Here is a 14,913-nt window from a genome sequence, read left to right as displayed (position 1 = left end):
GTGTCGGCGCCGGCGGGTCGGTCAGATCTCGGCCACGAGTGCTGCGGCAGCATCGATCGCCTCCTTCTGATGTGGCTGCAGCTCTTTGCCGCCGAATCCGCCGACGACCACGTAGTACGGGTCCTCGCGCGACTCGACGCCGGCAAGTGCTTCTACGCAGGCGAGCGCGCAGAACGGCACGTACAGGGGGCTGTAGCCACCTTCCTGAACGACGACGACTTTTCCCTCGCACACCTCGTTCGCGACGGCCAACACACGTTCGGTCATTGCGCGAAAGCCGCGCGAGGTGACGAGCATGCGAGCCAATGGGTCCATCGCATTCGGATCCATTCCCGATGCAATGACGATCAGGTCCGGCGCGAACGCTCGAAGGGCGGGCACCACCACGGTGTCGATGGCATAAAGGTAGCCGTCGTCTCCGGTGCCGGGGGGTAGAGGAGCATTGATGTTGTACCCGAAGCCGGCGCCCTCGCCGCGCTCCGTGAGAAATCCGGAGTTGGGGGGAAAGCAACGGTCCTGGTGTACCGACACGGTCAAGACGGAGGGATCCGACGCAAAGATGGCTTGCGCGCCGTTGCCATGGTGCACGTCCCAATCAATGATTGCGATCTTTTCCACGCCCATCACCTCGCGTGCGTGGGCAACAGCCACGGCGCCATTGTTGAACATGCAGAATCCCATACCGGTGTTCGACGGTGCGTGATGCCCGCAGGGGTGGACCAGGGCATAACCGTTGTCGACCTTCCCGCTGACGACAGCGTCGACCATCTCGATGACACCACCGGCGGCGAGCGTTGCGATCTCGTAACCGCCCTTGCCGAACGGCGAGATGCCGTCACCGGCGTCGCCCCCTTTGGCTTGGGTGCTCTCGTGGCGAATGCGGTCGACGTGCTCACGGGTGTGCACTCGAAGCAGCTCCGCCTCCGTCGCGTGTCGCGGAGTCAGCCGATCGAGACTGTCCACAAGGCCGGACACCACGATGAGTTCGTGGATACGCCGCTTGGTGTCGGGATGTGCGACGTGATGGGAGATCGGTTGCAGACCGACACCCGCGTCCGCAGGAAAGAGACCGCCGCTACCGGTATCGCTCCATCCGTACAGCTCGTGCCAGATGTATCCCGTGGTCATCGCTACCCCTCGATTTTTGTTTCTACGTCCGTTGAATAAAGAATCCATGCGTTCGGTGACGGTCCTTGTACGGGCCCGTGACGATCATGTGAACGATGTCGCGGCTGTGCGTGCCCCGGGGATCGTTCCCCGAGACACGCACCGCAACGTCTTACAAGACGATCGTGACGACCTTCTCCTCGGTGTTGGCCTCGATGCCTGCCCATCCGAGCTCACGGCCGGTTCCGCTCGACTTCATCCCGCCCCAGGGAAGCGCCGGATCGATGGCAGCCCAGCCGTTGACCCACACCGCACCGGACCTGACGCGTGCAGCCATCGTGTGCGCATGCGAGACATCGCGGGTCCAGATGCTCGCTGCGAGACCGTAGGCGGTGCCGTTCGCGATGGCAATGGCTTCGTCGGCCGTGTCGAATGGAATGACGGTTCCGACGGGCCCGAAGATCTCTTCCTGGGCGATCTTCATGTCGTTGTTCGCGTCGGCGAAGATGGTTGGCTCGACGAAGAAGCCGTCGCGGTCCGGTTGTCCGCCGCCGGCGGCCACGCGGGCACCCCCATCGCGGCCGGCCTGGATGTAGGACAGCACCGAGTCGCGCTGCTTGGCGTTGACCAGTGCACCCATGGTGGTGGTCGGATCGAACGGGTCACCGAGCACCTGCGCCTGCGCTGCTGCCGAGAGGCCGTCGACGACGGTGCCGTACAGCGATCGATGAACGAGCACGCGGGTACCGGCAGCGCAGACTTCGCCCTGATTGAAGAACAGTCCCATGGCGGTCCCGTTGATCGCCGCCTCCACGTCGGCATCCTTCATGATGATCTGCGGGGACTTTCCGCCCAGCTCCAGCGTCGTTCGCTTGAATGTGTCCGCTGCCCGTTTGGCGATGATCCGGCCGACTCTCGGGCTACCCGTGAAGCTGATCTTGTCGACGCCGGGGTGGCCCACGAGAGCATCGCCGGTCACTTCTCCGAGCCCCGGCACCACGTTGACGACGCCGGCGGGTACGCCTGCTTCCTGGATCAAACGCGCGAGATGAAGGATCGACAACGGCGCGTCCTCCGGCGGCTTGACGACGAGGGTGTTCCCGGCCGCGAGAGCAGGAGCCATCTTCCACCCGGCGATCATCAAGGGCGTGTTCCACGGCACGATCGCGCCGATGACGCCGACCGGTTCTCGCACGGTGTATGAATGCGTCGGCTGTCCGAAGTAGCCGGCAGTCGCGATGGTCGAGCCGTGAATCTTGTCGGCCCATCCCGCGAAGTGACGGAAGGTGGCGATGGCATTGGGGATATCCAGCATCGCCGGCTGACCGACGGGCTTGCCAACGTCGTGCGCTTCCAGGCGCGCCAGAAGCTCTGCGTCTCGTTCGATCAGGTCGGCGATGCGGTTGAGCAGCTTGCCACGAATTGCGCCGGGAGTGTTGCCCCATTCCCCATCCATTTGGGCACGGGCCGCGCCCACGGCGACGTCGATGTCGTCTGCCGTTCCGGATGCAATATCCACCAGCAGCTTTCCGGTGGTCGGGTTCAGATCGGCGAAGGTTCCACCGTCCGACGCGTCTTGCCATCGGCCGGCGATGAACAGTTGGGTGGCGGTGTTCTCCGGCAGACCGGATTTCATGCGTTCCTCGACAGCAGTCATCGTGCAGCTCCTAATATGAGATCGGATGCGCGCTCGCCGATCATGATCGACGGCGCGTTGGTGTTTCCGGCAGGGACGGTGGGCATGATGGACGCGTCCGCGACGCGCAGGCCGTCTACTCCTCGCACTCGCAGGTCAGGTCCTACGACGGCGTGGTTGTCTCCGGGTGCGCCCATCCGGCAGGTACCGACTTGGTGGTGGTAGGTGCCGGCGGTCTGACGAACGAACTCTCGCAGCTGATCTCGGGTCGTGGTCGCGGGTCCCGGTGCTATCTCGGACTTACGCCACGGGGCGAACGCGGCGGACGCGCCGATCTCCCGGCACAGCTCCACGGCATCGACCATGGCTTCGAGATCGTACGGGTCGGCAAGGATATTGGGGTCCGCCAACGGCAATGCGGTCGGGTCCGACGACGCCAGCCGAAGCGTCCCGCGAGACTTCGGCGCAACCAGGCCGGGTGCGATGGTGTACCCGTTCTCAGGGACCGGGTAGCCGTCAGCGGGATACGGAATGTGCATGAACAGGGGCTGCAGGTCAGGAGCGCCGCCGACCCAGCCACTACTCTGCGCGAACAGTTGGGCCTCGAGCAGGTTGTTCGTTCCGGCGGTGAGCGGCTCGTAAGATTCGTAGATATTGCTCAGTAGGAGGTGATCGTGCAAGTTCTCGCCGACACCGGGGAGATCCACCACCGCGTCCACTCCGACCGACCGCAAATGTTCAGCGGGTCCGATTCCACTGAGTAGCAACGCCTTCGGCGAACCCAATGCGCCGCCACTGAGGACCACCTCTGCATCGGCGTAGGCACGTTCGGGAGAGTTCGACCCGACTGAAAATTCGACGCCGATTGCGCGGGAACCGCCGAGGACGATGCGGTGAACGAGGGCACCGGTGGTGACAGTGAGGTTGGGGTGGTCCAGAACCGGCCCGACGAAACCCTTCCATGCGCTGACACGTTCGCCACCGGATGTCGTGGTGTGGTTGTACCCGGCCCCGACCATTTCCTCGGCATTGAAATCGTCGATGCGTTTGTGGCCCTTCTCCACCGCGGCGTCGACGAACGCGGCAGACAAGGGATGGGGAGTTCCCATCAGCGAGACAGGGAGGGGTCCGTCGCCCCCGTGGTACTCGTTCGCCCCGAGTTCGTGCGACTCCGATCGTTTGAAGAGCGGAAGCACATTGCTCCACGCCCAACCGTCGTCACCGGTGGCCCGTGCCCAGCTGTCGTAGTCGGCGGCGTGCCCGCGCACATAGATCATTCCGTTTAGCGAGCTGCTACCACCGAGAACTTTCCCTCTCGGCCAAAAGATTCGTCGCCCGTTCGCGTGCCTCTGCGGCGTGGTGAATAGACCCCAGTCATGATCTCCACCAAGGAGACTGGGCCACCCTTGTGGGGAGTGGATGGCCGGATCGGTGTCGACCGGGCCGGCTTCGAGGACGTGGACGCTGTGTCCGGCGTCGAGGAGGCGTCGCACCACGACACTCCCGCTCGAGCCTGCGCCCACCACGACGTAGTCCGCCGAAGTTTGCGGTTGTGACATGAACCCTCGCTCTCGTTGATGTGACTACTGCCACAACTATGGAGCGCCGGAAGTCGCAGGTCTTGGTTGTGGGCGCACACTCCTGGGCCATACGCGCACTCCTCTCGGTTCGACCTCGTCGCGGTGGTCCGTCATAGAGTGTCGACCGAAGCGGTGGGTGACGACTACGACGAATGTGCGGCCACCACGACGTGAAGCACGGCGGTCACCCTTCCGGCCGAGTCCGTGATCGGCACGTTTTCCGGGTACCAGTAGCGCTCGCGGAATTCTCCGCCTTCGACTGCGGGTGGTGCGTCGTATCGTTGCCGTGGCAATTTCTCGGACTGCCCGCTGGTGAACGCCCTTTTCAGGGACGCTCGCATGACGGCCGTTCCGTCCGCATTCGGATCTGCGGGATTGTCCGGAAACGTTTCGAAAACGTCTGCTCCGACTACGGCGTCGCGAGGGCGGCCTATCTCATCCAGCAGGCGGTCGGTGACGGCGACAATCTTCCAGTCCTCGGTCACCACGTATGCGACAACCGGCATCTTGTCGAAGTAGGCCCGGATCTCGGCTTCGGTAGGAGGCATCGAACCGGGGCTCCCTGGTCGACACGCTTGGTTGACCTGATCATCACACCGTCACCGTCTCGCCGGGACTCATCGCCAGGACACGATCGCCGACGCCATGCGCGTCCGCCGCGTTCTTGGCGCTCACGGTTGTCTGCGTGAAGTGCTCCCACGAGTCGGCGTGCACAGGAATCACGATGGCGTCGGCCAAGACGTCCGCGACCTCCACGACAGTGTCGTCCGACAGGGCTATATATTCGCCACCGAAGGCCTCGAACTTGGGGCCACCAGCATTCACGACGGCTACTGCAATGTCGGGGAACTCGCCTGCCACTTCCCGCACGACCTCGACCGAACAGTTGTCACCGGAAAAGTAAAGGGTGCGTTCTCCCGGGCTCGTGAGAACGAACCCGAGTACAGGTCCGAGCGCTTCGCGAAGAGGGCCGGGTCCGTGATGGGCAGGCACAGCAGTGATCGTCACCGTCGATGTGTCAGGTCTCGACACCTCGCGCGACTCCCACTCCTGAAGCACCGTCGTGTTGGGGACAGCTGCTGCGACGACGTCAGGACCGAAGACATGGGGAACGCCGGCGGCGAACTCTCGTCCCGATTCATCCAGGTTGTCCCAGTGTTCGTGTGACGCGAGCACCACATCGACACGACCCAGTTCATCCAACTGCACCGCGGGACCCGCGTTCTTCACCATCACGATGCCCTCGACGCCGTGCTTTTCTGGCCCATACGAGGATGGCGGGTCGAATGTCGGATCCGTGACGAAGCGGAGTCCCGCATAGTCGATCACGGCGGTGGGGCCACCGACGAGGGTGACGGAGATGGACTGGGTGCGTGTTCGGGTCATGATTCCATCTCAGCGCCGTGTTCGATTTACGTATAGTTCGAGAATCGAACCGATTGCGATCCCCCGCGACCCTGTCTGCTGTGTGTTAGCCTGCGCTTTCAGCGCCGGAGGTAGCTATGAGTGTTCATAATTTGGTATCGGCCTCGGCGCGCGCGGATCGGTCACCGTTACACGCGGATCGAGACGCCATGAGCACAGCGCTCCACCTGCTGGGAGATCGCTGGTCGTTGCTTCTACTCAGAGAACTCGCAGTAGGGAATGGTCGATACGGCGAGATACTGACTGCGCTTCCTGGCATTTCTCGGAGTCTTCTCTCGTCCCGACTCCGACATCTCGAGCGCGCCGGCCTGTGTGCACGGTCGGCGATCGCCGGCGACAAGCGATCGCCACACCGATATGTGTTGACGGAAGCGGGGGCGGAGTTGAGTCCCGTCATGGACAGCCTTGCGCGGTGGTCGACACAGTGGATGACGCATGTAGACGCCAGCGAGCAGCTGAGCGTCTCCGATCTGATCGAGCAAGTGAGTACCGCGGTCGACCGAACCCTTGTGCCCGACGGCCGTGTCCGAATCGCTTTCGTGTCCGGCAACGCTGGGCGCGAAGAAGGGTGGGTCGACGTCGGCGATTTCGGAAGCCATGCTGGACTCGGCTCTACCGCCGCCGAAGCGGATCTGACCGTCAAAGCATCCTTACGGGTGCTCAACGATCTCTGGAGTCGCCGACGATCCTGCGACGATACGGTCCTGCGGCGAGATATCGCGTTCGATGGGCCCATCTCCTACGCCCGAGCTTTCACGACGTGGTTCCCTCGGCGGCCAGGCGACGCCTCGTCCAGCACGCCGAGCTGAATGCGACGCAATGCGAGTAGCGTAGCTGGACTCTCCCGCGTCACCGAGGATGCGGTCTTGTCGCGGTTCATCTTTAGCGCCCGGGCCACGGCCGCCGCGCCTGGCAGTTTCGCGCAGACACGACGGCCGCGGGCCGACTGCAGGAGGAGAAACAGGGAGTTGAGTTGGCCGACAACAGCCACGGTTCTCAGTTGCCGCCGAACGACTCGGGTCAGTAACTGATGATCTGCGGTGCCCCGAGCTGTTTGAGGCCCTCGACGCCGAATTCCAAGCCGTAGCCGGACTGCTTTGATCCGCCGAAGGGAACGCGCGGGTCTACGGCGCCGTGCTTGTTGATCCACACAGTGCCCGCCTCGATCCGAGCGGCGACCTCACGTGCCTTATCGATGTCTGTCGACCACACGGACGCGCCGAGACCCACGTCGAGGGCGTTCGCCATGGCGACGGCCTCGTCGATGGTGGAATAGCGAATGATGGGCAGTGCCGGGCCGAATTGCTCGTGCGTGACCAGGTCATTGGAGTTGTCGATGTCTGCGACGAGCGTGGTGGGGTAGAAGTAGCCCGCCTGTTCTGTGGCAGGGTCACCTCCGACAAGGACCGTTGCTCCCGATTCCCGAGCCGTTTCGACCAACGCTGCCACGATGTCGAACTGGGTTCGGTTCTGCAGTGGGCCGAGGACGTTCTGCTCTTCCAGACCGATACCCATCGGCATACTCGCGGCAACCTCGACGAGCGCATCGCACACCTGCGCGTAGACGTCTTCGTGGACGTACAGGCGCTTGAGTGCGGCGCAGGTCTGTCCAGTGTTGATGAAAGCTCCCCAGAACAAATCCTGGGCAACGGCCTTGACATCAACATCGGGCAGAACGATTCCTGCATCGTTTCCGCCGAGTTCGAGTGTCAATCGTTTCACGGTGTCGGCTGACGATCTGATGATTGCCTTACCCGTCGCCGTCGACCCGGTGAACATGAGCTTGTCGATACCTTCGTGCGCTGACAGCGCTTCTCCGATATCGCGCCCTCCTGCGACGACGCTCAACACGTCGGGTGGCAGGACAGTGTTCATCACGTACGCCAGGGCCAGAACCGACAGTGGCGTGTACTCGGACGGCTTGACCACGACAGTGTTACCCATGCGCAATGCTGGAGCCACCTGCCACACTGTGATCATCATCGGCCAGTTCCACGGACCGATCGCACCGACGACGCCCAATGGTCGATAGTGCAATTCGGCGTGTCCGACTCCGTCGTCCACGACTTTCTCGGGTTCGATCTCGAAGCTCGCGGTGGTGCGGAGCCACGAGGAGCACGCGCCTACTTCGAACCGTGCATTGGGGCCGTTCAGTGGCTTGCCCTGCTCCCGTGAAAGAAGTTCGGCCAGCGCCTCGCTGTTGGCATCTACCGCGTCGGCCGCCTTGTCGAGGTAGGAACTGCGCTCTCTGTGCCCGAGCTGAGCCCATGATCGCTGAGCGGCACGTGCGCGCGAGATCGCGGCGTCCAATTCAGCGGTGGTGCGCTCTGGCGCGCGACCGACAATTGCACCGGTGGCGGGATCGAGAATGTCACGGCCGCCGTCGCTCGGGGCAATCGCGTCGAGCAATTGTGCCGTGGTGAATACACCGATATCTATGGTCCGGGTCATCGGAGTCCTTCCGTCGTGGACTTCCATTGTATATACGAATCGTTCAAAATATATACGTATAGTCTAAATAACTTGTTGCCGGCAGAAACTTGACAGGACGCCGGCTCAAGCTGACGTCGAGTCGGGTCGTGCGCGAGCCGACTCGGCCATGCCGACCGCAAACCTTCGCTGCTGGACCGCTAGTGCTTGACGGATTCGAGGGATCGTTCGAACGCGTCGAGAGCAATCGGTACATCGGCCGGGCCGAACGCCAGGGGAGGGCGAATCTTGAGAACCTCATCATGGCGTCCTACGCGGCCGATAAGAACGCCGTTCTCGCGCATCGCGTCGACGACGGCTTTCGCAGTCGAGCCGTCGGGGGCTCCGGTCGCCGGGTCGACGAATTGCATGCCCATGAACATGCCGGTTCCGCGTACGCCGGTGAGCCGGTCGTCGCCGTGGACAAGCTCTTCGAATCCCTTCCTGAACAACGTCGAGGATTCGCGCGCCCGCTCCATCAGACTCTCGCTGTCCATCACTTGCAGGACCGCGTGCCCCGCGGCCGCGGCAGCGGGGGTTGTGGCAAACGTGTTGAAGTAGGTGTTTGCTGCGGAGAAGGGTTCGACGATACCTGCCGGTGCGATGACCGCACCCAGAGGAAAGCCATTTCCCATCGGCTTACCCAGAACGACCATGTCCGGCACGAATGCGGCCGCTTGGAAGCCCCATACGTGCTCGGCGGTGCGGCCGAAGCCGCTCTGGACCTCGTCACCGATAACGAGGCCGCCGGCGGCTCGCACTCGGGCGCACAGGCCGTCCATGTAACCGTCGGGAACGTCGGGAAGGCCTTCCGTGGAGAACAACGGATCCAGGAGCACGGCTGACACACCGTGACCGCCACGTTCCAAGTCGGCGATAGCGGCGTCGACCTGGGCAAGAGAATCGGACAGTGATGTGGACGTGACACGAGAGTCGGGGGCACGGAATGTTCGCACGTGATCGCCGAGCGGTTCGGACATTTTGATACCGGTCGTCAGCGACATCAATGCCTGCGTGTTGCCGTGATAACTATGATCGCTGATCAACACGCCGGTATGGCCCGTCTGGAACCTGGCCAGACGGAGCGCGAGATCGTTTGCCTCAGATCCGCTGTTGGTGAAGAACATCCTGTCCAGACTCGACGGGAACAGGTCGAGCAACGCTTCGGCGTAATCGATGGGTGTGTCGGTCAGGTACCGGCTGTGCACATTGACCCTTGACATTTCCCGGGTGATGGCTTCGATGACCCGGGGGTGGCAGTGCCCCACGTGCGGGACGTTGTTGTACGCATCCAGGTACGTGCGACCGTCCGACCCCGTGACCGTGACCCCGGTCGCCGACACGATCTGCAGCGGGTCTTCGGAGTAGAACAGCGGTGTGTTAGGACCCAGAACGGACTCTCGGCGCGCGAGCAGGTCCCTATGACCCGAGCTTCTGCGTGTCGTGTCCGAGGAATTCGTTGCGGTCATCGATGCCTCCGAGTGGAGTGAGAGTGGAATGTCGGCCGTGGTCGTCCGGGCAGTTGACTGCTGCTCAGCAGACAGGGCGGTCGAGGACCATGGGTGGTGTCAGTGCCCGCATGGCTACGGCAACGTCAGCTTCGTCCCTCTGGCAATAAAAGTCAATACGGTTCGTTCAAAAAATGTACGACTAGGGTAGGGAGACACCCTCCTGCGCTCCGAGGCAGGCAAGGAGCGCAGGGTCGCCCGAACGAAACGAACCTACTGCGGCGGTGCAGGAATCACTGTGTGGATGACGTAGCGCACCGAGCCGTCGTCGTCGAGCACAGGGACATTCTCCGGTAACCAGTAGCACTCCCGGAATTCTCCTCCTGCTTCGGCGGGTGGTGCGTCGTATCGCTGGCGGGGCAGCTTCTCGCTGTGACCGGTATCGAACGCGCGTTGCAGCGACTCGCGCAGCACCCGCGTGCCATCGGCGCTCGGATCGGCTGGGTTGTCAGGAAACACGTCGAAAACATTCTGGCCGACTATGTGATCGCGTGAGCGATGGATCTCGTCGAGCAGTCGGTCGGTCGCAGCCACCAGCTTCCACTCGGTGTCCACGGCGTAGCCGACAATCGGCATCTTCTCGAACAAAGATCGGTAGAAGGAGTCGGGAGTAATGGTCGCCGCGTTCACGGACGTTCCGTGTTCGCCATTGACTGGTTGATTCACGATGAGCTCTTTCCTCGAAACTAGTTGTTTATTTTTTGTCATGGCGCCTTGTTCATGCAACGAGCAGGACGGTTCCCACCACGGCCGAGATGGCAGTGGTCATTGCAGTGGTGACCATCGCGGCACGTGGTCTGGACAAAGCGAGCGGTATGAATCCGGATCCGTCTTGGCTGATCAGGTAGGTAATGAGTCCCGGGAGCGGTATACCGCCCGCGACGAACAAGCCTGCCACTGCGAGCTCGACGCCACAGGCGGGTATCAGCCCGATGAGGGCGGCGGTGACGACCGCCACTATCCCGGTGAGCGGACTCGAAGTCACAGCGGCGAACCAACTGGTTGTGGCCAGAAGATCCCAAATGACAAAAGCCGCACCTGCCCAGACAGTCACGCGAGACGCTTCTCTGACGCCGACCACCCATGCCGCTCGAGTGTCTGTGCCGCACTCTCCGCATTGACGCCACGACGACGTACGCCACAGGACTACCAGGCTGAGAGCGAATCCCACCGATCCGAGAACCAAGTAAGCGTGCGGTCCCCCCCACCACCACGCCACGACGTCCTGATCGACGGCGTGGACCGCGACGGCGGTCGACAAGGGCAGCGCCGCAAGGCTGACAAGCGCCAAGGCGCCGGTCGACCAGCGCCCGCGCTCGCTCGGTGCCGTGGGGAGACCGATCGTGTCTACAGTTGTAATATCCAGCGCTCGCGCATCTGAAGTCATTGAAGGCGACCCCGGCTGCAGGGTCGAAGGGACGATGGTGCCGCTCGCGGACGCGCTCTCAACGAGGGTCGGAGCGGGTACCAGGACACCCAGTCGGTCGACGACCGAGCCGACTGCGACACCGAGCAGTACCAACGCTGCTTTGAGACCGACAGTGAGCATCGGGTGTGTAGCGAGAAGCAGCCACGCCGAGTCCCCCATGGTTGCGAGGAACGCGGCCAGGAGAGTGCCGTAGGTGACGCGACCGGATGAATACAGCCTTGCCACTGCCAAGACACCGATGCAGCCGGGGGGAAGGGTCGCTGCAGCACCGAACAGCGGACCCAACCCCGGTCGGTCCGAAAGGGGCGCGGAAATGCGTTCACCGAATATCCGGAACAACCAGATACCTGTCCCAGCGAGTGCGAAAACCAGAGTGCCTATCGACATGTACGCGTCGGCGAGTGACTGCAGCACAACGGAGGTCATGGGGACGCCTTCGGCTCAGTCGAGAGTGGTTGTCAGAACACGGCAATGGGCGCGACCATCGACCCCGTTGAGCCTTTTGTTTTGATCGGGGTGCAGACGAACAGGAATTCCGCGCGATCCCGTCCGACCAGGTCTTCGGTCTTCATGTTCTCGAGGAGGTAAGTTCCGGTCTCGGCGAGCATGTGCTGATGAACGACCATCGGGGCGTCTGCCTGCTCTCCGGGGAGGACTTCGATCGCCCAATTGTCGGCGCCGACGAGAGAAACGCGGCGGTCGGTGAGCCAGTGAGCGGCGTCCCAACCGATGCCCGGGGAGTTGCCGTTGTACTTTTCGTTGTCCACCATCCACAGGGCGGCGCCGTACCCGGTGTGGATGATGACTGCGTCGCCCGCGCGCACCTCGACGTTTGCAGCAGTGCAGGCTGCCTCGAGGTGGTCGGGAGTGATGACGAAACCTTCGTCGAGCATGTCTGTTCCGACGACCGCAGCTATGTCGAGGAAAACCCCACGTGACATCCAGGGCTTGACCGATTCCATCCCGAACTTCGTGACACCGGTCGGCGTGTAGAAGTCGCCGTACTTGTTCCCGTTGTAGTGGGTTCCATCGATACCGACGTGACCGAATCCGTCGAGATGAGTTCCGATGTGGTAGATCTGGGTGACCTGTTCCTCGAACCAATTGACTCGGTTGCCGTCTTTCCCCCACCGGGTCTGCTCGAGAGTCCCGTGTGCGAGCGTCACTTGGTGGTAAAGCCGGGACCCTCCCATCGTGGGAGCCCCCATCTCGAGGACGCGCGCAAGTTCGACGATGACGCCTTCCTTCACCAGACTTATTGCAGCGAGAAGTCCCTCCGACGTGAGCTCATTTCCGGCGCCAAGCAGATCGTCAGCGCCGTACCTGGAGGGCCACCATTGGTCGGTGGTGTGCGCATTGCCGTTGAAGGTACCCGGTTCGGCCGGGAAGACGCAGTCCGCGTTTCCTTGCGCTGCCGGGATGTTGCTGACGTTGCACGCATTGCACATAACTTGTTCTCCAGTTCGGATCGATTGTGGATAGTTCAGGCGAAGCTGAGCGATCAATTCGAGCGAGTCGACGGCTATCGTCGGAATCGCTGGGTGGCGGAGAGATAGTCCCGCGCGTTATCGACGACTTGGGAAACTAGTTGCGCGGCAATGAATTCCGCGGTCTCATCACCTCGCCTCCTGGCGGCCCAACCGAGGTAGGTCATGCCGCGCGCGAACAACATCGCAGCAATCATGTGGTCATCGATCACGCCGCGTGTGCTCGCGTATCCGGACACTGCCGCGTCACGGAACTCGGAAAACTTATGGTGTCGCTGGAACCAGAAGAGCAGTGTCGCCAGTTCGAATGCGTGCCAACCGGATCCGAAGTCATCGAAATCGATCAGTGTCATTGTCGAATCAGCAACCAGAATGTTCTCGGGTGTCATATCGGCATGGATCACCGAGTAGTTGGTCGATGTCTTTCCGATCGACGTAAGGTGCGCTCGAAGTGCTTCCGACGCTTCGTCGAGTATATCGCGCACTGGCGTCACCTCGCTGAGTTCGAACGGGTCGCCCCAGATGGCATGCTCGCCGACCAGTCCCTCGTAATCCCACGCCTGACGCTTGTCACCGGTGATGGTGGTATGTCCGGCGAGGTGGTTGTGCAATCGTCCCGCCAGTTCCCCGCAGCGACGAAATGCGTTTGGAGTGATGGTTGAGCTTCCATCGAAGCCCGACTCGATAGAACCCAACGGTGTGGCCTCCGGAACCCATTCCAGCACGCTGACGTACTGGTGGACGTCTCCGTTTCTCACCGAAGTGAACAGCTCGCCGTTCTTGGTGTCGATTACTTTCGGAACGGAGAATCCGGCCTGATCCAGCGAGCGCAGCAAATGCAGTTCCGACTCGATCGCTGCGCCGTCGTTGTAGTGGGCGCGATGGAGTCGAACGGCGAAGTCGCCGCGATCGTTCGTCAGCCGGAACACATGATTTTCACGGTATTTCACCAAGTGAACCGGTCCCGTGAGTCCGTACTCGACGAGTGCCGAGATCACCGCGTGTTCCGCTGTGGCGGACTGATCAGTCATATCTTCGAGTCTTTCTCGGTGAGTTTCCGTTGGAAAGCGCGTGTCACCCGAGGCCGGCGACCACGATGCGGTCCTGTCTCAGCAGATCGCGATGGGATGGAGTGGGCTCTGCACGGCACCAACAAGTTTGGGTGCTGCCATGACGAACATGAATTCGTGAACGTTGTCCGCCGCCAGGTCTTTGGTCCAGACGTTCTCGATGATGTGTACTCCACGTTCGCGAATCAAATAGCCGTGGACTGGCAGGAACTGCTCAGGATCTGCAGCCGGAATGACCTCACATGCCCAGTTGTCGGCTCCGATCGTGACCACTCCGAGCTCTTCGACGAGGTACTTCGCTGCGGGAATCCCGATGCCGGCCTCGGTCTCTGCGAACTTTTCGGTGAAGGTTACGTCGTTGATGGTGCCGGTGTTGATCAAGACCACGTTGCCAGGCGTGATCGCGATCTGCTGGCGCTCGAGCGTGTTCTTGATGTCGTCGACCGTGATCTCGTAACTGTTGTCGAGGCTGTCGACGCCTCGGGTGGCCGCGATGTCGAGCAAAACGCCGCGGGTGGCGACGGGTGGCACGGTCTCGATCCCGTGCTTCACCGCGCCGCGCGAACGAATGACGTCCGCGGTATCGAAGTCACCGTAGTGCTTGCCGTCGATGGCGATATGACCGAAACCGTCGAGGTGGGTTGCCACCCCGCACCACATGGAGATGTAGTCGTCGACGCCCGAAAGCTTGTTCGATCCGTACTCGGCATCGTCGCCGACCCAGATAGTGTCCGTCAGGACTTGAAAGGATCGTCCCGGCCATGCCGGGCTCTCCGGGTTCGTCTGTACTGCCAGCGAGTAGATCTTGCCACTCTGCACCAATGCAGCAGCGTCGCGAGTGTTGCTGGCGTCGAGGGTGGCGACAGCACCGCCCTCTACGAAAGTGTGTGATGAGTCCATTGACGGCTCCAGATTCTTGTCGAACACCGAGTGTCGCGGGGGGCGCTATGTGGCATGCGCCGGCGCGTTCGACGGTGACGGCGCTCACGTTGACGCCGCTGGACCAGCATCGCCGACGCTCGACCCAGAGTCAATACGAACCGTGTAAATAATGAACGGTGTAGTCAAAATTAACGCTGTTGGAACAAGATGCAGCGTCGACCTAGCCCTACACGGCCGAAGAATTTCGCGCGCCCGTTACATCGGACTCTCGGCGTCCAGCATTCGTAGGACTGCGTGCCAAGCGGAAGCGCGAGCCGCGG

13 protein-coding genes are annotated in these 14,913 nt (G+C 62.1%); 1 reads left to right on the top strand and 12 read right to left on the bottom strand.

Annotated elements, in window-relative coordinates:
- Positions 1–21 precede the first annotated feature (21 nt).
- The 5 genes from RU01_RS07725 to RU01_RS07705 form a co-directional block, all read right to left on the bottom strand.
- Positions 22–1,128, bottom strand: a complete 1,107-nt coding sequence (locus tag RU01_RS07725) for a class II histone deacetylase (RefSeq protein ID WP_042573961.1) — start codon at positions 1,126–1,128, stop codon at positions 22–24.
- Between the two features lie 151 nt (positions 1,129–1,279).
- Entirely contained in the window at positions 1,280–2,764 is a 1,485-nt protein-coding gene (styD, locus tag RU01_RS07720) for a phenylacetaldehyde dehydrogenase StyD (RefSeq protein WP_042573960.1), read from the bottom strand.
- Positions 2,761–4,302, bottom strand: a complete 1,542-nt coding sequence (locus tag RU01_RS07715; RefSeq protein WP_042573959.1) for a GMC family oxidoreductase — start codon at positions 4,300–4,302, stop codon at positions 2,761–2,763. The genes styD and RU01_RS07715 overlap by 4 nt, the downstream gene beginning before the upstream one ends.
- 164 nt (positions 4,303–4,466) lie before the next feature.
- Positions 4,467–4,871, bottom strand: a complete 405-nt coding sequence (locus RU01_RS07710) for a hypothetical protein (protein ID WP_042573958.1) — start codon at positions 4,869–4,871, stop codon at positions 4,467–4,469.
- A 43-nt stretch (positions 4,872–4,914) separates the two neighbouring features.
- Positions 4,915–5,709 carry an MBL fold metallo-hydrolase gene (locus tag RU01_RS07705; protein ID WP_042573957.1) on the bottom strand — a complete coding sequence of 265 codons (795 nt, stop codon included), beginning with the start codon at positions 5,707–5,709 and terminating at the stop codon, positions 4,915–4,917.
- 116 nt (positions 5,710–5,825) lie between these two features.
- On the opposite strand from RU01_RS07705, the gene RU01_RS23530 reads away from it, so the two are divergent.
- Positions 5,826–6,557 (top strand): winged helix-turn-helix transcriptional regulator, encoded by a 732-nt coding sequence (locus tag RU01_RS23530; RefSeq protein ID WP_082042963.1) that lies wholly within the window; start codon positions 5,826–5,828, stop codon positions 6,555–6,557.
- 211 nt (positions 6,558–6,768) lie between these two features.
- On the opposite strand, the gene RU01_RS07695 is transcribed toward RU01_RS23530, so the two are convergent.
- From RU01_RS07695 to RU01_RS07665, 7 genes are all read right to left on the bottom strand, one after another.
- Positions 6,769–8,199 carry an aldehyde dehydrogenase family protein gene (locus RU01_RS07695; protein WP_042573955.1) on the bottom strand — a complete coding sequence of 477 codons (1,431 nt, stop codon included), beginning with the start codon at positions 8,197–8,199 and terminating at the stop codon, positions 6,769–6,771.
- A gap of 179 nt (positions 8,200–8,378) precedes the next feature.
- Positions 8,379–9,686, bottom strand: coding sequence for an aspartate aminotransferase family protein (locus tag RU01_RS07690; RefSeq protein ID WP_042573954.1), 1,308 nt, complete (start codon positions 9,684–9,686; stop codon positions 8,379–8,381).
- A gap of 252 nt (positions 9,687–9,938) precedes the next feature.
- On the bottom strand, positions 9,939–10,355 hold the full coding sequence (locus RU01_RS07685) for a hypothetical protein (protein WP_042573953.1): 417 nt from the start codon (positions 10,353–10,355) through the stop codon (positions 9,939–9,941).
- An 88-nt stretch (positions 10,356–10,443) separates the two neighbouring features.
- A complete protein-coding gene (locus RU01_RS07680; protein ID WP_042573952.1) occupies positions 10,444–11,580 on the bottom strand; it encodes a putative manganese transporter in 1,137 nt (378 codons plus the stop codon).
- A 32-nt stretch (positions 11,581–11,612) separates the two neighbouring features.
- A complete protein-coding gene (locus RU01_RS07675) occupies positions 11,613–12,602 on the bottom strand; it encodes a cyclase family protein (RefSeq protein WP_042573951.1) in 990 nt (329 codons plus the stop codon).
- A gap of 74 nt (positions 12,603–12,676) precedes the next feature.
- A complete protein-coding gene (locus RU01_RS07670) occupies positions 12,677–13,672 on the bottom strand; it encodes a phosphotransferase enzyme family protein (protein ID WP_042573950.1) in 996 nt (331 codons plus the stop codon).
- A gap of 78 nt (positions 13,673–13,750) precedes the next feature.
- A complete protein-coding gene (locus RU01_RS07665) occupies positions 13,751–14,638 on the bottom strand; it encodes a cyclase family protein (protein WP_042573949.1) in 888 nt (295 codons plus the stop codon).
- Positions 14,639–14,913: the final 275 nt, after the last annotated feature.

This window comes from Rhodococcus sp. MEB064 (genome assembly GCF_000834565.1).
Classification (GTDB): Bacteria; Actinomycetota; Actinomycetes; order Mycobacteriales; family Mycobacteriaceae; genus Rhodococcoides.
Note: the sequence above shows the minus strand (reverse complement) of the source record. Positions and strands in the feature narration are given on the sequence as shown.